The organism is Vibrio sp. ABH4_348, assembly GCF_056159765.1.
The window spans coordinates 2,483,526-2,502,591 of sequence record NZ_JBSWVW010000001.1; the positions used below are offsets into that span (position 1 = coordinate 2,483,526).

General features: G+C 44.6%; 16 protein-coding genes and 4 tRNA genes. 6 read left to right on the forward strand and 14 right to left on the reverse strand.

Annotated features, from left to right (window positions below; all coding sequences use genetic code 11):
* Positions 1-12: 12 nt before the first annotated feature.
* Positions 13-1,272, reverse strand: a complete 1,260-nt coding sequence (locus ACXAFJ_RS11330; protein ID WP_475323485.1) for an HD-GYP domain-containing protein — start codon at positions 1,270-1,272, stop codon at positions 13-15.
* Between the two features lie 97 nt (positions 1,273-1,369).
* Positions 1,370-1,774: a VOC family protein gene (locus ACXAFJ_RS11335; protein WP_475323487.1), complete on the reverse strand. Its 405-nt coding sequence runs from the start codon at positions 1,772-1,774 to the stop codon at positions 1,370-1,372.
* Between the two features lie 180 nt (positions 1,775-1,954).
* On the opposite strand from ACXAFJ_RS11335, the gene ACXAFJ_RS11340 reads away from it, so the two are divergent.
* Entirely contained in the window at positions 1,955-2,692 is a 738-nt protein-coding gene (locus ACXAFJ_RS11340; RefSeq protein ID WP_475323489.1) for a substrate-binding periplasmic protein, read from the forward strand.
* 535 nt (positions 2,693-3,227) lie between these two features.
* On the opposite strand, the gene ACXAFJ_RS11345 is transcribed toward ACXAFJ_RS11340, so the two are convergent.
* Positions 3,228-3,312 (reverse strand) — tRNA-Leu (locus ACXAFJ_RS11345).
* 189 nt (positions 3,313-3,501) lie between these two features.
* Between ACXAFJ_RS11345 and ACXAFJ_RS11350 the strand changes: the two genes are divergently transcribed.
* Positions 3,502-3,975, forward strand: a complete 474-nt coding sequence (locus ACXAFJ_RS11350) for an RDD family protein (RefSeq protein ID WP_475323491.1) — start codon at positions 3,502-3,504, stop codon at positions 3,973-3,975.
* Between the two features lie 74 nt (positions 3,976-4,049).
* Here the strand turns inward: ACXAFJ_RS11350 and luxS are convergent, their stop codons facing one another.
* The 8 genes from luxS to ACXAFJ_RS11390 all read right to left on the reverse strand — a co-directional run bounded on the left by luxS (position 4,050) and on the right by ACXAFJ_RS11390 (position 13,920).
* The gene (gene luxS / locus ACXAFJ_RS11355; RefSeq protein WP_475323493.1) at positions 4,050-4,568 is read right to left on the reverse strand and encodes an S-ribosylhomocysteine lyase; all 519 of its coding nucleotides are present in this window, start codon (positions 4,566-4,568) and stop codon (positions 4,050-4,052) included.
* Positions 4,569-4,610: 42 nt separating this feature from the next.
* Positions 4,611-6,176: a glutamate--cysteine ligase gene (gshA, locus tag ACXAFJ_RS11360; RefSeq protein ID WP_475323495.1), complete on the reverse strand. Its 1,566-nt coding sequence runs from the start codon at positions 6,174-6,176 to the stop codon at positions 4,611-4,613.
* 96 nt (positions 6,177-6,272) lie between these two features.
* Positions 6,273-9,140 (reverse strand): M16 family metallopeptidase, encoded by a 2,868-nt coding sequence (locus ACXAFJ_RS11365; RefSeq protein ID WP_475323497.1) that lies wholly within the window; start codon positions 9,138-9,140, stop codon positions 6,273-6,275.
* Positions 9,141-9,142: 2 nt separating this feature from the next.
* Positions 9,143-9,583 carry a YqaA family protein gene (locus ACXAFJ_RS11370; RefSeq protein WP_475323499.1) on the reverse strand — a complete coding sequence of 147 codons (441 nt, stop codon included), beginning with the start codon at positions 9,581-9,583 and terminating at the stop codon, positions 9,143-9,145.
* Positions 9,584-9,594: 11 nt separating this feature from the next.
* The gene (locus ACXAFJ_RS11375) at positions 9,595-10,548 is read right to left on the reverse strand and encodes an NADP-dependent oxidoreductase (protein ID WP_475323501.1); all 954 of its coding nucleotides are present in this window, start codon (positions 10,546-10,548) and stop codon (positions 9,595-9,597) included.
* A 163-nt stretch (positions 10,549-10,711) separates the two neighbouring features.
* Complete coding sequence (locus tag ACXAFJ_RS11380; RefSeq protein ID WP_475323503.1) at positions 10,712-11,842, reverse strand: sodium ion-translocating decarboxylase subunit beta; 1,131 nt, start codon at positions 11,840-11,842, stop codon at positions 10,712-10,714.
* Positions 11,843-11,851: 9 nt separating this feature from the next.
* Positions 11,852-13,642 carry a sodium-extruding oxaloacetate decarboxylase subunit alpha gene (gene oadA / locus ACXAFJ_RS11385; RefSeq protein ID WP_475323504.1) on the reverse strand — a complete coding sequence of 597 codons (1,791 nt, stop codon included), beginning with the start codon at positions 13,640-13,642 and terminating at the stop codon, positions 11,852-11,854.
* A 29-nt stretch (positions 13,643-13,671) separates the two neighbouring features.
* Positions 13,672-13,920, reverse strand: a complete 249-nt coding sequence (locus ACXAFJ_RS11390; protein ID WP_475323506.1) for an oxaloacetate decarboxylase subunit gamma — start codon at positions 13,918-13,920, stop codon at positions 13,672-13,674.
* A 394-nt stretch (positions 13,921-14,314) separates the two neighbouring features.
* Here ACXAFJ_RS11390 and ACXAFJ_RS11395 point away from each other — a divergent pair, with 394 nt between their 5' ends.
* The 4 genes from ACXAFJ_RS11395 to ACXAFJ_RS11410 all read left to right on the forward strand — a co-directional run bounded on the left by ACXAFJ_RS11395 (position 14,315) and on the right by ACXAFJ_RS11410 (position 18,642).
* Positions 14,315-15,169, forward strand: coding sequence for a helix-turn-helix transcriptional regulator (locus ACXAFJ_RS11395; RefSeq protein WP_475323507.1), 855 nt, complete (start codon positions 14,315-14,317; stop codon positions 15,167-15,169).
* A 214-nt stretch (positions 15,170-15,383) separates the two neighbouring features.
* Entirely contained in the window at positions 15,384-16,370 is a 987-nt protein-coding gene (locus tag ACXAFJ_RS11400) for a polysaccharide deacetylase family protein (protein WP_475323508.1), read from the forward strand.
* Positions 16,367-18,373, forward strand: coding sequence for a beta-N-acetylhexosaminidase (locus tag ACXAFJ_RS11405; protein WP_475323510.1), 2,007 nt, complete (start codon positions 16,367-16,369; stop codon positions 18,371-18,373). Before ACXAFJ_RS11400 ends, ACXAFJ_RS11405 begins: the two co-directional genes overlap by 4 nt.
* Complete coding sequence (locus ACXAFJ_RS11410; RefSeq protein WP_475323512.1) at positions 18,373-18,642, forward strand: SemiSWEET family transporter; 270 nt, start codon at positions 18,373-18,375, stop codon at positions 18,640-18,642. Before ACXAFJ_RS11405 ends, ACXAFJ_RS11410 begins: the two co-directional genes overlap by 1 nt.
* 66 nt (positions 18,643-18,708) lie before the next feature.
* Here ACXAFJ_RS11410 and ACXAFJ_RS11415 read toward each other — a convergent pair.
* The 3 genes from ACXAFJ_RS11415 to ACXAFJ_RS11425 all read right to left on the reverse strand — a co-directional run bounded on the left by ACXAFJ_RS11415 (position 18,709) and on the right by ACXAFJ_RS11425 (position 19,039).
* Positions 18,709-18,785, reverse strand: a tRNA-Arg gene (locus tag ACXAFJ_RS11415).
* A 49-nt stretch (positions 18,786-18,834) separates the two neighbouring features.
* Positions 18,835-18,911: transfer RNA gene (locus tag ACXAFJ_RS11420), tRNA-Arg, on the reverse strand.
* A 51-nt stretch (positions 18,912-18,962) separates the two neighbouring features.
* Positions 18,963-19,039 (reverse strand) — tRNA-Arg (locus ACXAFJ_RS11425).
* Positions 19,040-19,066: the final 27 nt, after the last annotated feature.

The window sequence follows — 19,066 nt, forward strand, 5'->3', positions numbered from 1 at the left end:
AAGCTAGCCAGTTTAATCATCGGTATCGAAGAAATAGGAAATTCGAGTCCGTGGATTTAAGTACTCGCGGATCTTATCCGGTAGCTTATGAGGCAAAATGGCGCTAACGATTTTGATGTCCTTCTCTGCCAAATCGATTATCGGCGCCTGAGTTCTTGGAACCGAAGGGTCATAGATAAGAACATTAGGATAGAGAATACTCTTTGCGTTTACGGAAATGACCAAGCCAATCATTTCATTTGAAAGCTGTACTACTGTACCCGGTGGATATACTCCCATGAACTTAATCAAAATAGACAAGTTCTCTTTATTATAAAGATGCTGACAATTCTTGAATAAGTGAGAAAGCGCGATGTAAGGTATCTTTTGGTCATTTGGATTATTCGGATGACAAAGGTTGTCATACGCATTCGCGACCGCTACTACTTGAGTAAGTGGATCAATTGCGTCCTCTTTTAGCCCTTCAGGGTATCCACTGCCATCGTTTAGCTCATGATGCTGTCGAATAACCACTTTCGCCGTCTCGGGAAATTCTTCGATCTTGTCTGCTATCTCTATTCCATATTTTGTATGCAACTTTAGATAGTTCTTTTCTGGTTCGGTCAACTGAGTTTGTTTGCGCACAATAGCCGTAGGAACTTTGATTTTGCCCATATCATGAAATAGAGAGGCAAACGCTATGGCCTTAATTTCGTCCGCAGACATTTTTTTCGCTTTGGCTATCATCATGGCGATGACCGAAACATTAAGTGAATGGAAGTAGATATCTTCGAATTCACTTTTTGTATTCATCAAGTGTAATGTAACGCTGTCTTCACTCAGCAATTTATCAACTATGTCGTTGACCAATTGTGTTGCTTCATCAACCGCAAGGTCCGGACGATTACGAATTTTATTCATCACCGCACGCATTCTGGCTAAAGAACGTTCAAACTCCTTTTCGCACTCGATAACTTTTCGGCGATAGCTACTGAGTTTCTCGATTCGGTCTTGCTTCTCCTTCCAAAGCTTCTCTGCTGCTTCATCTATTTCTTCGCTTTTATCTTGTTCTTCAGAATTAGTCGCTTCGGTTTGGACGGGCAAAGGTTCTGCATCACTTTGATTAGGATTTAGGAAAACGTGCTTCACGCCAAGGTACCGAATCATTCGGATTTGTTCTTCGTCTTTGATCTTAAAACTATTAAACAAAAAGGGGTGTTCGTTCCACTTAAGCGGAAGTCGAATATGCAGACCCGGCTGCAATCTATCTACGGTTATTTTAATACTTGCCACAAGAATTCAAGCTATTGATGAGTCATTGTTACCATTTCTATTATTAACAAAAAACCACGCCCTAAGCTATTGATTTTATGATTGATAGATAAATAACTTAAACAAGCTCGGCGTGTAACATCCAGCGAATCCCGAATTTATCTTCCACTTTGCCAAATCTCGCTCCCCAAAACGCATCTTCTAACGGCATCATGACTTTTCCTTCTTCTGATAGCGTTCTAAAAACTCGACTTTGCTCATCAATATCATCCAGTACAAGCGATAACGCCATATTGTTTCCCATTAGCTCCCTCGCCACCATACCATCCGAGAGCATCAGCTTGAGTCCAAACGCTTCGAACTCGGCATGCATTATCCAATCGGGGTTTGCACTATCAATAGAGGCCGGTGCGTCGCGGAAGTATTGCTTAGAGGTAACTGCACCTCGAAAACACTGGGAGTAGAATGACAACGCCTCTTCACAACGGCCTGAAAAGAACAAATAGGGGGTGACTTTTAACATGACTATCTCCTTATTCTTATTGTAAAAATCATAGTTAATAATCGTTCGCTTACCCAAACTTTGAATGATAAAAGCAGATGATTAGAGTTTTTTCTCGACAAAAAAGTTGTGGCTGATACAGACGTTGATAAAAGCATCAACTATGATCATCTTGTCGTTAGAAAGGATTTGAGGCGAACCATGACTATTAGCCGTGTCGCATTGCTGCTGTTATGTTGCTTTTGGACCATTACTGCCAACGCTAAAATCACCGTTATGACCGAGGACTTTGCGCCTTTTGGCTTTTACGATGAAACAGGTAAGTTAACTGGTATTGGTGTGGAAATTGTTACAGAGCTGATGGCAAAGCTGGACGTTGAAGACGAGATTCAGGTATTACCCTGGTCCCGCGCCATGAAAGAGTTGGAGATTTTTCCCAATCGGGCTCTATTTTGTGTTGCGCGCACACCGGCTCGAAACGATAAGTTTGAATGGGTTGGCCCCTTGTTGTCTGATGGTGTTTACTTGTTCCACACTGACAAATTCGATTCAACGGGACAAGACTTAGAATCAGCGAAAGGCTGGCCAACGATTGCAGTTACAGCTAATTATCCAGAGCATCAAACCCTTACCCAGCTGGGTTTTGAAAACTTATGGGTGACAAACCAACCCAAAGAAAACGCCCGTCTACTGCAATATGGCCGAGTCACTGCAATGGCAGCAGGCGAATTTGCCATGCCAAGTCTGATTGAATCTCAAGATCTGAACTCTGCAAAGGTTGTTAACTCTGGTATTCGACTTTTCGATATTGACCTGTACATTGCCTTTTCAAAAGGAACCAGCCAGAAAGTACTCGATGAATGGCAACAAGCCCTAACTGAATTCCAAACATCACCAAAATACCAAGAGATTCGGCAACGCTACACCGTATCGGAATAGTCGATTAGAAGGTAAATACCTCTAAAGCAACAGATACAACAAAGCCCCGACTTTCGTCGAGGCTTTATCGTTTGAATTATGGTACCGGTGGGCGGATTGATTGGACAGGCATTCCTGCCGCCATCACGAAGGCAACCCTTTCGTACCCCATAAACGACGAAAGGCCGCTATTAAAGCGACCTTTCTATATATGGCCCCGGTGGGCGGACTGACTGGGCTTGCATCCAAGCCGACACGCCGAGTTTGAATTCACAAGTGCCAGATACAACAAAGCCCCGACTTTCGTCGAGGCTTTATCGTTTAAATATGGTACCGGTGGGCGGGCTGATTGGACAGGCATTCCTGCCGCCATCACGAAGGCAACCCTTTCGTACCCCATAAACGACGAAAGGCCGCTATTAAAGCGACCTTTTTATATATGGTACCGGTGGGCAGACTGACTGGGCTTGCATCCAAGCCGACACGCCGAGTTTGAATTCACAAGTGCCAGATACAACAAAGCCGCGACTTTCGTCGAGGCTTTATCGTTTAAATGTGGTACCGGTGGGCGGACTTGAACCGCCACGCCCGAAGGCAACGGATTTTGAATCCGTCGTGTATACCAATTTCACCACACCGGCATCTTGGGGCTTTGCCCTTTCGATGACTGGCATTATACGTATCGCTTGTTAGCGTGCAAGCACAAAAGTTTGATTCTTTTGTTGTTTGCTGAATATTTAGGCATGAGCATAAAAAACATCGACTAATCCCTTAAAACCGCTAAGGGATAGTTTATAATTTTGCCCTCTATTCCACGTATATCTTTGGCTATGACAACTTCTACATTACCAACCGCAGGATTTTTTCGTCGTCTAGGCGCCCTCACCTATGATGTGCTTATCGTATTAGCTATTGAAATGATAGCAGCGGGTGTAGTGGTTGCCGTTCTCCATGCCCTGCTAGCTATGGACCTATTTAACTTTGCCCCATACTTAGATGTCAGCGACTTTTTGTCAAATCACGTAGTTTGGAGTTGGGTTTATAAAATCTACTTGGTGTTTGTCGGAGCGTATTTCTTTTTCTTCTTCTGGACTAGAGCTGGACAAACACTCGGCATGCGAGCGTGGAAAATGCAACTTCAAACTGAGCAGGGTGATCGCATTTCCTCCAAACAAGCGATTGTTCGATTGCTTACCTCTGGACTAGGTGTTGCCAATATCTGGGCGATCATTGATCGACAAAATCGTGGCTTACACGATGTTTTGGCCAAAACCAAGGTTGTCGTTCTACCTAAAGCCAACTAACGCTATTTCTTAAATACCAACAAGCAAAAAGGCTGCTTTCGCAGCCTTTCAAACTCAAATAAGAACCAAAAGGGTTAGTCGACTTTAAGTTCTTTTAGCATAGCTTCAGGAAGTGCTAGCTCTTCGTTTTTGTTAACCGAAATTCCACTATCAATTATGTCTTGGGCGATTTGCTTCGCTTCTTCCAAAGAGTGCATTTCGGCAGTACCACATTGATACTCATTGAGCTCAGGGATCTTGTCCTGACTTTCAACTTTTAGTACGTCTTCCATTGCTGCTTTCCAAGAATCTGCGACTTGGCTTTCTGCTGGACTACCAATCAAGCTCATGTAGAACCCAGTGCGACAGCCCATCGGAGAGATATCAATAATCTCTACATCTGAGCCATTTAAATGGTTACGCATGAAGCCGGCAAACAAGTGCTCTAGAGTATGAATTCCACGCTCTGACAAAATCTCTTTGTTTGGACGGGTAAAACGCAAGTCAAAAACTGTAATGGTGTCGCCACTTGGTGTATTCATGGTTTTTGCTACGCGAACAGCCGGTGCACTCATAATAGTGTGGTCGACGGTAAAGCTATCTAGTAAAGGCATGGTTTTCTCCGTTTGCTCAAACTCTCAATAGGTTGGTTTAAGCTAGTTTAAATAAGAAAAATAAGATTCCAAGAAATTATCAAAACTTAACGTATCTGATTGCTCAATTTCTTCTTGTTGCTGACGCGAGCGTTGAACTTCGTGCTCCATTATCTGCTGTGAATATTCTTGGTATTGATGTTGTAAATGATGATTTCGGTATTCCGTACCCAGAGATAAACCAAACTTACCTAAACCGCCTTGATTAATGGTGTCTTTCAATACTCTGCCTGAAACGGTCAACTCTGGATTGTGCAACCAAGTTTTCAATCTAGCACACACATCTTGATACGGTGTTCCGGGGTGTTGAGAATCAAATAATTCTGCCAGTTGCTCTAGTTCGCCAAAGATCTGCTCACTCCATTCCACTAGAGTTAGCTTCTCACCACCACACCCTTTCTGTAGCATCAAGCCCGGCTTACGCCCCTCTGTGATCACTTTGTTCCAGTTATCACGCCAACAAGACAAATCACCGTCTGTCATAGTGGGAGAATCGGTAATGGAAGCCCAAGCTAGGAACAAATCTAAGAAGCGAATTTGGTCAGTATCAATCCCAATAGGACTATATGGATTCACATCCAGCGAGCGCACTTCAATATACTCAACCCCTGCTCTAGCCAATGATTCAGAGGGGCGTTCACCATTTTGTCCGACACGCTTAGGTCGAATTGGTGCATACAGTTCGTTTTCAATTTGCAGAATATTGCTGTTTAACTGTCGGTATTCACCGTCGACTTTCACACCAATCTCAGCAAACTCCTGTGAAGGTGCTTGTATAGCTTGATTCAGTCCATCTAGGTATTGATCTAAACTGTTGAACCCGATCCGCAATGCACTCTGTGCACTATTGGTGTAACCCAAATCACTCAAACGCAAAGAAGTGGCATAAGGTAAATACAGAGTTTTTCCTACACTCTCAAATGGTAGTTTGGTTTCACGACCACGAATAAACGAAGAGCAAATTGCAGGTGAAGCGCCAAAGAAATAAGGAATTAGCCAGCCCAGTCGGTAATAGTTACGGATAAGCGCAAAATAACCGGAGGATTTCGTCTGTTCTCTTTGTTTTACATCTTCTTCGCCATACAGCGCGTCCCAATAGCTTTCGGGAAAAGAAAAGTTGAAATGCACCCCTGAAATAATCTGCATCAGGCTACCGTAGCGGCGCTTTAGCCCTTCACGGTATAGCGTTTTCATTTTGCCAATATTGGAACTTCCGTATTGAGCAAGTGGAATGCTATCTTCACTCTCAACGTAACAAGGCATGGATAAAGGCCAAAGTTGCTCACTCTCAAGCTGGCTTTGGGTAAAGTGATGTACGTCTTTGAGCTGAGCGATCAAAGTATCAATATTGTTCGATACCGGAGTAATAAATTCCAACAGGGATTCGGAGTAGTCCGTCGTGATCCAGTTGTTGGTTAACGCGGAGCCGAGCGATTCAGGATGAGAAGAGGTAGCCAAGCTGCCATCTGAATTATAACGAAGCGTCTCTCGCTCAACCCCACGAGTTAGTTCGTTAAACACATGTGGTTGCTGGGCGAGTCGCTTTATGCGCGAAGTAAAATCCGTCAAAATATCATTCGCTTATGTCAGGACTCAGGCTAAGCTGAGCCAATAAGTAATGTGCTGCCTCAAGGAGGCAGCTCGATGCATTTATAGATGTGTGCGCTAGTGTACTATTTCAAGCTCTACAATTGGAATTTCTAACTTTTCTAAATCGGAACGAATGCGTTGTGCATCCCCGACGACCACAATTTGATAGTCGTCAGGATTAAACCATTTACTCGCAATAAGATTAATGTCTGCTTCACTCACGCGAGCGACGATATCGTTGCGTTGCTGCAAATAGTCTTCGTCCAGTTGATAAGTTAATATCGAACTCAACAAATTGGCTTTTTGACTTGGCGTTTCATACGTTAGCGCTTCTTGTTGACCGACAGCCAAGCGCAAAAATTTCAGCTCGTTTTCGGTAATTCCCTCTTCGGCGAAGTTTGCTAGCTCTTTTTCTAACTCACGAATAGTGTCAGCCGTTGCCGATTGTTTGACTTGCGCTTTAAAGACCACGGCTCCCACTTCGCGATTTGCGGCGATGTAACCGCTAGCCCCATAGGTATAGCCTTTGTCTTCTCTCAAATTTTGATTGATACGACTGTTGAAGTTGCCAGCAAGATTAAAGTTAGCCAGCTGTTTTAAATACACTTCCCTAGTTGCGTCAAATGGTAGCCCCTGACGAATCAATCGAACTATGCTTTGTGGCGCATTCGGTTTATCGACTAAATAGATAGAACGAGCTTGAAGTGGTTCTACTATTTGTGGAGTTAACAGTGCTGATGGTTTACCTTGCCACTCGACCAAAAACGCCAAATCTTCAACCGCAGCGCTTGGCTTGGTATCACCAACTATCACCAATTGAGCTCCTTGCGGTGTGTAATGTCGTTGATAGAAATCTTTCACATCATCCAAGGTTAAGTTGGAAATCGACTCGATTGTACCGTCTTCCGAACGGGCAAAAATAGAATCGCCAAACAAGACCTGACGCGTTGCTTGAGAGGCTAGCCAACTTGGTTGTTGATGTTGATAGACCACACCTTCCAGCATTTGCTTTTGTAGTCTTTGGAAATCGTCTTGTTTAAAAGCAGGTTGGAACAATGCATTTTCAAGTAATGCCAAGGTTTGCGGAAGGTTTTTGGTTAACGATGAAACCGACACATTAGTAACGTAACTGCCCGCGCTAAAACTGATACTACTTCCCATGCGAGCTAACTCTGATTCAAGTTGTTCCAAACTCAACTGCTCACTGCCTTGTTCAATCATTGCGGCGGTCAATGAGGCCAGACCTTCCTTACCTCTTGGACTAAAACGCTCTCCAGCAGGAATCTGCAGCAACACTTGTACTGTGGGTGTTTCTTTAGAGATAGTGCCGATGAGTGACATGCCGTTGGCAAAATGTTGGCGATAAATATCAGGCGTCGAGACACTTACTCCTCGCTGCGGCTCTGGCATTACCGATCGATCAAACTTGTCAACCGGCTTGATGTATTTGGCATCTTCAGAGGTCGCTAAAGTGAGGTCAGGGATACTGCGTTTTGGTGTTTCAAAATTCGCTGGTTTGGCGGCTAACGAGGTTTTGTTTTCAGGAACAACACTCAAAGTTACCGTGTTTTTACCGAGAATGTAGGTTTGATAGGCCTCCATGACTTGCGCCTCGGTCAAAGAACGAATTTTCTCTAACCGAGTTTGAGTTCTATCGGGCTGTTCAAAAAAGGTTTCATTAGCCGCAAGTTGAGAGACCTTGCCGCGTACACTCTGTAAGGCGAATACGGCATTGGCCTCAGACATTCCTACAATATCTTGCAATCGCTGAGACTCGATGCCTTGTTCTGCAATTGATTCGACAATCGCTAGCAAGTCTTGATAAACCTTATCCAGACTCCCCTGAGATTCACCAATCATGGCATAAACATAAAAGGAACAGGCCAGTTCTGCACAATCGTGAAATGCTCCGGCATCAAGCACCTTCCGAGTTTTCACCAACTCTTGATAAAGCAAACTATTGGCACCTTTACCTAAAATACTCGCCAGAGCATTTAGACTCACTTGATCGTCATCACCCAAATAGCCGGTAGGCCAACCAATCACCACCATGGGTTGGCGAATATTATCTTCAAGCGTTACAAAGCGATCTTCAGTTAATATCGCTGGCTGCTTGAGGGCTTGTTCGACTTCTGGTCCTCGAGGGATAGAACCAAAGTATTTAACAATCCATTCCAAGGTTTCTTCAACGTCGATGTCACCACCAATCGTCAACACGGCATTATTAGGGCCATACCAACGTAAGAAAAATGCTTTGAGATCTTCGACGTTAACTCGATCTAAGTCTTCGACGTAACCAATTGGTTGCCATGAATAAGGGTGCCCTTCGGGATACATGGCTTCGCCCATTCTCTCCCAAAGCAAACCATAAGGACGGTTTTCAAAGTTCTGAGCTCGTTCATTTTTTACCGTGTCTCTCTGAATTTCAAACTTGCGCTTGGACACAGCATCTAACAAAAAGCCCATGCGATCGGCTTCTAGCCACAACATTTTTTCCAGTTGGTTGGCTGGAACGGTTTGAAAATAGTTGGTGCGATCGCGATTTGTCGTACCGTTAAGCGTTCCGCCTGCTTCCGTTACCAATTTGAAATGCTGTTGATCTCCAACGTTTTCACTGCCTTGGAACATCATATGCTCAAAAAAATGAGCAAACCCGGATTTACCCACTTCTTCGCGAGCAGACCCAACGTGATAAGTTACATCAACATGAACTAAAGGATCGGAATGATCTGGTGACAAAATCACGGTTAATCCATTTTCTAGTTGGTATTTCTTGTAAGGAATACCAACATCGTCGCCACGTATCTCTTGCTCTTCGATTAGCGTGACGCCATCTGGAAGAGAATTAAAGAATGGGATTGATGGAAGAGAGGGCAAAGATGGCATAGAACAAGCCGTTAGCCAGACGAGAGAAACAAATACCACAATACCAATTCGTTTCATGATCAAAACACTCCGTTAAACACAGCGATGAGAACAGCATACCTAACTGTTTTTCCAACAAACACACACAATGTACTCGGTAACCAAGGTAGTCTTAACCAACCCGCGACCAAACACAATAAATCTCCGACTAGTGGTAGCCAACTCAGTAATAGTGGCCAATAGCCATATTTCTCTAGCCACGCCAGTGCTTTTTTCGATCGTTTATTTTTGGGGTGAAAGCTTGGTAACCAGCGACCAATCAAAAAGTTTGTCATACCGCCCAACGCATTGGCGAAGCTAACAACAATTAGAGATAGCCAAATGGGGTCGACTGGGTTCGCTAAGGCGGTAAAAAAGGCCGCTTCTGAGCTACCGGGTAGTAATGTGGCGCTCAAAAATCCGGTGATAAATAAAACAAAGAGTGGCGCTTGCACGACCCACTCTTGTATCCAATCAAACATTAATTTGTAGACTATTCACAATGCATATCTATTAATACTTTACCACGAGTATGACCCGTTTCGATTTGCTTATGTGCTTCTTGCGCTTCATTCAGCGAGTAGACGTGTTGAATTTCGGTTTTTAGGAGGCCAACACTGACCATATAAAGCATGGTATCTAACTGCTCTGGATTAGGGTCTACCAGCATCCCAGACGCTTCAAAGCCCAGTAATTTCGCTTTTTCACAGATTTTTTCCGCCGTGAGTGTTGGGACAGTGACTACTCGTGCACCATCCTTTAGGCACTTGAGCGCGTCCATCGCGACTTCACCACCGACCAAATCGATCAATACATCAACTTCTTCAACACGTTCTGACGCCGAAGCAAATTCATAATTGATTGCATGAGCGCCTAGCGTTGCCATGTAATCCAGATTGCGTTCACTACAAGTGGTAAATACCTCCGCTTTGGCCGCAACCGCAATCTGAATGGCTAAATGTCCTACGCCACCAGCACCAGCAAGGATCAATACCCGATCACCCTCGTGCACTTCGGCTTTATCTAGGGCCTGAGCAGCGGTTTGCCCGGCTAACGGTAAAACAGCGGCCGCTTCCAAAGTAATGGAATCTGGTACTGAGCTCAGTTCAGACTCAGGTACACACAAGTACTGACTATAGCCACCACCTTGCAGTGGGAAACCGACAAATCCTGCTACTTTATCACCAATAACAAAACGCTCGCTGTTTTCTCCGCGCTCGATGATTTCGCCGGCAATATCGTACCCTGGTACCCAAGGGAGATTTTCTCGGTTTTGCTCCGCAGCCCAACCAAGTCCAGCACGGGTTTTGACATCAATGGGATTTACGCCAGCAAAAGCCACTTTGACAAGAACTTCTCCAGCTTTAGGTTTAGGTACCTGCGTCGATTGCACTTCAAGTACATCGGGCGTACCAAATTGAGTGATCGCGATTTGCTTGTTTTCCATTACACCGAGTCCCTAGGGTCAGTTGACCTAACAAAAAGAAAAGGATGCCGAAGCATCCCTTTGAATATATACCAATTCTTGCTAGTTGGTTAAACCAAGCGGGTTAAATTCCAACTTAGATCAGAATTCACTTGTGTAAACGATCCTGATCTCTTTCAGCCATTTACCCGACCAATGCCAACAGAATACCCGCCGCAACTGCCGAGCCTAAAACACCTGCCACGTTAGGACCCATTGCGTGCATCAACAAGAAGTTTTGCGGGTTAGCTTCTAGTCCGACTTTGTTTACTACTCGAGCTGCCATTGGTACCGCTGATACCCCTGCAGCACCAATAAGCGGATTGATGTCTTCTTTTGAGAACTTATTGAGTATCTTAGCCATCATCACACCAGCACCAGTACCAATACTGAACGCCACTGCGCCCAAGCCTAGAATCCCCAGAGTTTCAATGTTCAAGAATTCTTCAGCTTGTAGTTTAGAACCGACACCTAGGCCCAAGAAGATAGTAACGATATTGATCAGCTCATTTTGCGCGGTCTTCGATAGCCTATCGACTACACCAGCCTCACGCATTAGGTTACCCAAACAGAACATACCAACTAATGGCGTTGCTGATGGCAAGAACAGAATAGCCATCATCAAAACGGCAAGAGGGAAAAGAATTTTCTCAGCTTTACCCACATGTTTCAGTTGAGCCATTTTAATTTTGCGCTCTTCCGGAGTCGTCAATGCCTTCATAATTGGTGGCTGAATAATCGGCACCAAAGCCATGTAGCTGTATGCCGCAACCGCAATTGCCCCTAATAAATCAGGCGAAAGCTGACTTGCCAAGAAAATAGCCGTTGGGCCGTCCGCACCACCAATAATGGCGATTGACGACGCATCCTGCATCGTAAATTCCATGCCGGGAACGTAGTTTAACAAGATGGCCCCAAACAAAGTGGCAAAAATACCAAATTGAGCCGCTGCACCTAACCATAAGGTTTTTGGGTTAGCGATCAGAGCGCCAAAGTCTGTCATCGCACCGACGCCTAAGAAAATAAGCAGTGGGAAAATCCCCGACTCAATTCCTATGTAGTAGACGTAGTACAACATACCGCCAGGATCAGTAAAGCCTGCGTTCGGAATGTTAGCCAGTATTGCACCAAACCCGATAGGCAATAGCAGTAAAGGCTCAAACCCTTTCTTGATTGCAAGAGTAAGCAAAATACAGCCAACTAAGATCATACACAGTTGGCCAAATTCAAAGTTGGCTATCCCTGTCTCAGCCCATAGTGTCAATAAACCTTCCATGACTATTCCCTACGCCAAGCTTAACAATGGCGCGCCGACAGACACTGAGTCGCCTTCTTTCACTAACAGCTCTTGAACTGTTCCTGAACGTGCAGCACGAACCTCAGTTTCCATTTTCATGGCCTCGAGAATCAGTAATACATCACCTTCTTCTATATGAGCACCGGCTTGAACGTTAATCTTAAAGATATTGCCTGCAAGAGGAGCCGGAACATTTTCTAAATTACCAACTGGAGCAGGTGCAGCTGCAGGCTGAGCGGGCGCTGTGCCTGCGGCTGGTGTCACTGATGTAAGCTGGCCTTGCGGACCGACTTCTACATCAAACACTTGTCCATCAACTTTAACACTGTAACTCTCAATGCCACCGGTTGTTGGTTGAGCAACTGGTGCTGGAGCTGGAGCGGCTTCTTCTACAGTCGGAGCTGGTTCAAAAGCATCTGGGTTGTTGCGGTTTTTAAGGAACTTAAGGCCGACTTGTGGGAACAATGCGTAAGTCAACACGTCATCGACGACTTGCTCAGCAAGGTCGATTCCGTCTTCTTTGGCTTTATTTTTAAGCTCTTCGGTTAAAGTATCTAACTCAGCAGTTAGCAGATCGGCTGGGCGACAAGTAATTGCCTCAGCACCATCCAGCACTTTAGCTTGTAGTTCTGCATTTACCTCTGCTGGTGCTGCACCATATTCACCTTTTAGAACACCTGCGGTTTCTTTGGTGATGCTCTTGTATCGCTCACCGGTCAACACGTTAATTACCGCTTGAGTACCAACAATTTGAGACGTTGGGGTGACCAGTGGGATAAAGCCCAAGTCTTGACGCACGCGTGGGATTTCTTCTAACACTTCGTCAATGCGATCCGCTGCACCTTGCTCTTTTAGCTGACCTTCCATATTAGTCAACATGCCGCCTGGTACTTGAGCAATTAGGATTCGAGAATCTACGCCTTTTAATTGGCCTTCAAATTTGGCGTACTTTTTACGTACTTCACGGAAGTAAGCAGCGATAGGTTCAAGCTGATCAAGATTCAGGTTGGTATCGCGCTCAGTACCTTGCAACATAGCAACTACGGTTTCCGTTGGCGTATGCCCGTAAGTACAGCTCATCGACGAAATAGCCGTATCTAAAATGTCCACCCCTGCTTCTGCCGCTTTAACAGCTGTCGCAGTAGATAGACCAGTCGTCGCATGACAGTGCAGCGCAAGTGGAATATCACAAGAGGCTTTAATGCGAGAGACCAATTGTTCCGCTTCATACGGTTTTAATAGCCCCGCCATATCCTTGATACACAAAGAATGACAGCCCAAATCTTCCAATTTCTTCGCTAGGTCTACCCAAGTATCTGTGTTGTGAACCGGGCTTGTGGTGTAAGACAAGGTTCCTTGTGCATGTGCACCCACGTCTACTGCCGCTTTAACTGCTTTTTGGAAATTGCGAACGTCGTTCATTGCATCAAAAATACGGAACACATCCATACCGTTGGCATGTGCACGCTCTACGAATTTTTCAACAACGTCGTCTGCATAGTGGCGGTAACCCAACAAGTTTTGACCGCGCAATAGCATTTGCATCGGCGTGTTGGGCATTGCCTTTTTCAGTTCACGTAGACGCTCCCAAGGATCTTCTCCCAAATAGCGAATACAGGCATCAAATGTTGCCCCGCCCCAAGTTTCAAGGGACCAATAACCAATTTTGTCCAACTCCGCCGCAATTGGCAGCATATCTTCGATACGCATACGAGTGGCAAATAATGATTGGTGCGCGTCACGAAGGACCACATCCGTTATAGCTAGTGGTTTAGACATGCTCATTAACTCCTTTTAAAACGCTACTTTTACTTAGATTGACGATGCTGATGAACAGCAGCCGAAATTGCTGCAATGACTTTGGGATTCACTGCACTAGTATTAGTAACGTTGTGTTTTGGGGTAGGGGAAGAAATTGTCATTGGTGCCTCTTCCGGCACCAAACGGGACATCAACCTAACGAGAAATACGAGAATTGTTAGAAACGTAAAGACGACGACCATACCCGTGACCATTAGGGTAGCGGCATCGACGAGTTGACTTCCGATGTTATCCATTTTTGCTTCCTATCTTTGTCATCCTGACAATATTCCACATTGCTCATATTAAGTGGAATTTGAGACTAAAAATTCACTTTTTGGGGATTTTTAGTGCTGTAGGATTATCTCGATTGGTTAAAGTTTGTCAATTTTGTTTAACAAAGTCTTAGTGACAAAGCGCACACCCGCCTAAAAATTCAGCAAAAGTGCTGTTTTTTGTCGACAGACTTCGCCCTTTTGAATTGAACCTATATCAATGATTCATCAATCTACTCGAAACTGGACAGTGGGATTTTGATGTACGGCAAAGTAACGAGAATCTGTAATTAAGAGATAGTCCCCCTGTAAAACCAACAGAGTAACAATAGAATTTAGACCAATAAAATCATAAATTTAACCATAGGAACGCGAGATGTCAGAGTGGCAAGATGGCTTACATATTGCTGATGCTGTTCAACAAAAATACATAGGCTACTCCGAGGTGATTAACCTCAGTGAACTCGGTGTATTTTTGGCCGGCATTATCGATGCTCGTGAAGAATTTTTGGTTAAACGAACCAAACCTGACTATTCCATTTTGGTGTACACACTCGAAGGAACTGGCGAGTTACTTACCCCCAACGAAACACTCCCTATTACTCCAAACACCATAAGTATTCTGCCAGCATTTTCAATTAGCGGGCTCAACTTAACCAGTGAGCGTTGGCAATTTGCCTGGGTGAGTTTGAAAGCAGAGGGGCGATGGGCCAATCTGGCAAATCGAGCCGTCTCGGTTAACAAAAGTGATTACGTCCCCTCCATTTATCATATGATGAGTAGTCTCTATCACGAACTGGTCCGCGAACCTAGTGCCAAGAATCATCATTTAACTCAAGCAGAAGTGGTGTTGGGCCTCATTGAAGAATCCGTGCAAGACCTATCGCAAACACCCCCTTTGGAACAGAGACTAAAACAGGTATTCGCTCAAGTAGAACAACAACTCCATAAAGCTTGGTCTGTCCAAGACATTGCCGCGCTTATGTATTGCTCAGAAGCCCACCTACATCGATTGTGTCTAAAATACTTAGGATCCAGTCCTAAGCAGTATTTGCTTAGCTTACGTATGGAAAAAGCCAGACAATTGCTCACCTTTGGTCATTATCAAGTTCATCAAGTTGCCTTCAGTGTTGGTTACCAAGATACCAGCAGCTTCTCCAATCGATTTAAAAAGTATTTTGGTATTTCGCCCAGTGAACTTTACTCAGATTCACGGCAATACAAGTCATGAACACAGTTCTTTGAGCATGCTTTGTGAAAATAGCTTTCGCGAACATAACTGTCGCCAACATAGTTATCTCGCGAAAACCCCATTCAACACGATGAGAGTTTTGAGCAAGCGTCAGAGAGACTTAACCATAGATTCTTTTGTTGCTTAATTTCTATACTTAGCCGGACTAGTCAATTGGATGCATCCCCTTCTCACTATGTATTAAGGGGCAATTATGTCTACACCACTTTGGAAACCCGGCAATATCGCTATATGGGCATTTCACCATATTCTTGAACAAAAAGATTTTGATGACCGATTGGTTTTAATACCAGAAGTCGAAATGTCAGCCGACACGCTAGAAACACTCCTCATTGAATTTAAAGCTGCACAAGGGCAGTTTTTGTCAATGGATGAGTTATTAACTCATAAGCCTGAGCCAAACATTCCCTATGCGGTGGTCACGTTGGACGATGGTTACCTCAACAACCGAGATGTGGCATTACCCATATTTGAAAAGCACCAAGTTCCGGCTTGTATCTACGTAACCACCGGATACCCAGACAAAACTGCTATTGACCTTTGGAATACGCTCGCCGCCTTCATTGATAGCAACCCCCAGATTTCATTTACCCTCAATGAGAAAAAAAGCGTGTGGCAGATCGATACACGAGAGCAAAAACGTTACGCACTTTGCAAGCTATACAATTTGATGGAAGCGCATGCCAAGACAGCAAAACAAAGAGACCAGTTTTTTGAAAACTTAGATGGATTTAACGATGGCGATCTGGTCCGAGGGTTTTCATGGCAAGATCTAAAATCACTGGTGACCCACCCACTAATTACCATTGGCGGACATACGGTCTCCCACCCAAGTTTGGTTGAATTGAGTGACGATGAACTGCTCTCAGAAATCAGTGACAGTAAACATAAACTGGAACAGCAACTTAATACCCCTATTGCCCATTTTGCTTACCCATTTGGGCACCGGGGGGAAAGAGAGCAACTAGCATGTTCACAAGTTGGGTTTCAAACGGCCACTTCGATCTCACCGGGGTTTATCGATAAACCTTGGACGCTAAACGCGTTTGATATTCCAAGACTCTATTTAGATTCACACCTCAATGTAGGCAACCCAGGTGCTCGAGTTTTAACCTCCATTCAACAAGTGTTAGACAACCCTATAGACCTGACTGCCGACCATATGGAGGTAGCCCAATGACACAGTTGTACGTAGAGACAAGAGTCATCGCTAACCTCAAAGGCCACCTTGAGCTAGAAATCATATTGACGAACGACACGGGCGAAAATTTCACTGACTTCGAGTTGATGTTTAATCTGTCTCGAGAAGTGATACCCAAAAGTGTTCAAGGGGCAACACTGAGTAATCAAGAAGGCTCTTTTTGCCAATTCAAACCAACTCAAAGTACACTTTCTCGACAAAGCGAATGGCGATTTTCTTTTGTTAGCCCAACTGAGAAAATCGATAATTTGATGGAAATGCCAATCGGTTTCCATCTTATCACTGAGAATGAAACCTTCCCGGTGACGATCAAACATCACGGGCTGGAACAAACAGCGGCAGACAACTCAAATCCACTAGATTTAAGTGTCACTCCCAAACATGGCGTGGTTCCCATACCTGCACACACACATTTACAAGACAGGCATTTCATTGTTCCCGAAAAGCTCAACGTTTACGTTCCTAGCTATCTCAAGCAAAAGATCAATGACAAGCTTAGGTGGTTCTCTCAGGCAGTAGATATTCCATTGGTATTAGTCAATGAACCAGAAGCGGCATTACTGGTTATTACGGAAGACATGACCAATCCCGATTTCGAGAGCTTTCTGGTGGATAGCCAAGTATTAGCAAAAAACGAAAGTTACCTACTGAGTATTCAACAGCATAAGATTACCGTCGCAAGCCAATGTGAATCGGGAATGTTCTATGCGTTAGTCTCTCTCGCCCAACTCATTGTTCAATCCCCTGAGCAAATTCAGAGCCAATTCATAACGGATTTCCCTCGCTTTGAATACAGAGGGTTTATGCTCGACTGTGCCAGACACTTTCATCCCATCAATACCATCAAGTCATTGCTCGACCAGATGGCTTGGCTAAAGCTGAATCAATTTCACTGGCATCTGTGTGATGATGAGGGCTGGCGTATAGAAATCGATAGTTTTCCCAAACTCACAGAAATTGGAGCATGGCGTGGGCTTTCATTATCACTAAAACCACAGTTTGGTTCTGGGCCTGATACATACGGCGGTTACTACTCTAAAGCTGACGTTAGAGAGATTGTCGACTATGCCCAGCAACGCGGTATTGAAATTATTCCTGAAATTGACGTACCCGGTCATGCTCGAGCACTACTTAAAGCGCTGCCCGACATACTAGGCGAACCGAATGATCAATCTGACTACATTTCCATTCAACAATACCGAGATAATGTACTCAATCCAGCACTGCCCGGTACACTACCAACATTAAAAGCCATATTAGCAGAGGTATGTGAGTTATTTCCCGGACGCTTTATTCATTTGGGCGCAGATGAAGTTCCAGACGGTGTGTGGGAAAAATCGCCATCAGCAATTCAGTGGAGTCAAAAAAACCGACGTCCTATTCGAGATCTTCAGCCCTATCTACTGCGCGAGTTAGAAGTGTTTTTGAAATCCAAAAACAAAAAAGTTATTGGCTGGGAAGAAGCCATTCAAAGTAGCGAAGCGAGTGAAGGTTTAAGTCAAAACGCCACTATCTGTGGCTGGCGTTCATCCGACTCTGGTTGGAATGCTGCAAAACAAGGCTACCCTGTGATCATGACTCCAGCGCAATTTACCTACTTTGACCTTGCGTGGAACAAAAATATCGATGAATTTGGGGTGCTATGGGCTGGTTCATTGGATCTAAAAACCACCTATCAATTTGAACCCCATGGAAAGGAGCTTAACGAGCAGCAGCGCTCACTGATCAAAGGTGTACAAGGTCAACTATGGACAGAGTATGTCGCCACCGAGCAGCAAGCCCAGTACCTCATCTATCCACGAATATTTGCACTGGCGGAAGTGGCGTGGTCCGCAGCAGAAAACAAAGACTGGAATGACTTTTCCGGACGATTGATGTTCCAGTTACAGCGACTCACTAACATGGGGATTGAATATCGAAACCAGGCTAGTTGCACTAATCCTGTACCTCAGGCCCAAGCTGAATTAGTAGGTGAATCTTAATGGTACTTAGCAATCAAACGATTACTCGCGTCGGTTGGCTAGCCTCGACCATGGCGATGCTGCTATTCGTATCTTATATCGATCAAATCCGAATGAATCTAGCAGGAAACCCTGGCTCAATGTTGATACCTGCTGCCACTGTACTCAATTGCTTAGCCTGGCTAGCGTATGGAAGTTTAGGAGCAAGGAAAGACTGGCCAATCATATGCTGTAATAGCATGGGTGTCGTACTAGGGACCGTTAGCTTTGCTACTGCATGGATCGCCTAGCGTCATCGTTCTTTAAACCAGAGTCTAAAACACAAAAAGCCCTGCGATGCAGGGCTTTTTTAATGATGGCGCGCTCGGAAGGATTCGAACCTTCGACCGCCTGGTTCGTAGCCAGGTACTCTATCCAGCTGAGCTACGAGCGCGCAATTAATCTAATTGTATTTAAGCAGAATTCTCTACTTGAAAGAAAAATGGCGCGCTCGGAAGGATTCGAACCTTCGACCGCCTGGTTCGTAGCCAGGTACTCTATCCAGCTGAGCTACGAGCGCGCAATAAATCTAATTGTATGTTTAAGCAGAATTCTCTACTTAAAAGAAGAATGGCGCGCTCGGAAGGATTCGAACCTTCGACCGCCTGGTTCGTAGCCAGGTACTCTATCCAGCTGAGCTACGAGCGCGCAATAAATCTAATTGTATGTTTAAGC

Coding starts and splice junctions, on each gene's coding strand:
- luxS (WP_475323493.1), bottom strand. CDS start 4,568: ATGCCTTTACTAGATAGCTTTACCGTCGACCACACTATTATGAGTGCA.
- ACXAFJ_RS11410 (WP_475323512.1), top strand. CDS start 18,373: ATGGTACTTAGCAATCAAACGATTACTCGCGTCGGTTGGCTAGCCTCG.
- ACXAFJ_RS11390 (WP_475323506.1), bottom strand. CDS start 13,920: ATGGATAACATCGGAAGTCAACTCGTCGATGCCGCTACCCTAATGGTC.
- ACXAFJ_RS11375 (WP_475323501.1), bottom strand. CDS start 10,548: ATGGAAAACAAGCAAATCGCGATCACTCAATTTGGTACGCCCGATGTA.
- oadA (WP_475323504.1), bottom strand. CDS start 13,642: ATGTCTAAACCACTAGCTATAACGGATGTGGTCCTTCGTGACGCGCAC.
- ACXAFJ_RS11380 (WP_475323503.1), bottom strand. CDS start 11,842: ATGGAAGGTTTATTGACACTATGGGCTGAGACAGGGATAGCCAACTTT.
- ACXAFJ_RS11340 (WP_475323489.1), top strand. CDS start 1,955: ATGACTATTAGCCGTGTCGCATTGCTGCTGTTATGTTGCTTTTGGACC.
- ACXAFJ_RS11395 (WP_475323507.1), top strand. CDS start 14,315: ATGTCAGAGTGGCAAGATGGCTTACATATTGCTGATGCTGTTCAACAA.
- ACXAFJ_RS11365 (WP_475323497.1), bottom strand. CDS start 9,140: ATGAAACGAATTGGTATTGTGGTATTTGTTTCTCTCGTCTGGCTAACG.
- ACXAFJ_RS11405 (WP_475323510.1), top strand. CDS start 16,367: ATGACACAGTTGTACGTAGAGACAAGAGTCATCGCTAACCTCAAAGGC.
- ACXAFJ_RS11335 (WP_475323487.1), bottom strand. CDS start 1,774: ATGTTAAAAGTCACCCCCTATTTGTTCTTTTCAGGCCGTTGTGAAGAG.
- ACXAFJ_RS11400 (WP_475323508.1), top strand. CDS start 15,384: ATGTCTACACCACTTTGGAAACCCGGCAATATCGCTATATGGGCATTT.
- ACXAFJ_RS11350 (WP_475323491.1), top strand. CDS start 3,502: ATGACAACTTCTACATTACCAACCGCAGGATTTTTTCGTCGTCTAGGC.
- ACXAFJ_RS11370 (WP_475323499.1), bottom strand. CDS start 9,583: ATGTTTGATTGGATACAAGAGTGGGTCGTGCAAGCGCCACTCTTTGTT.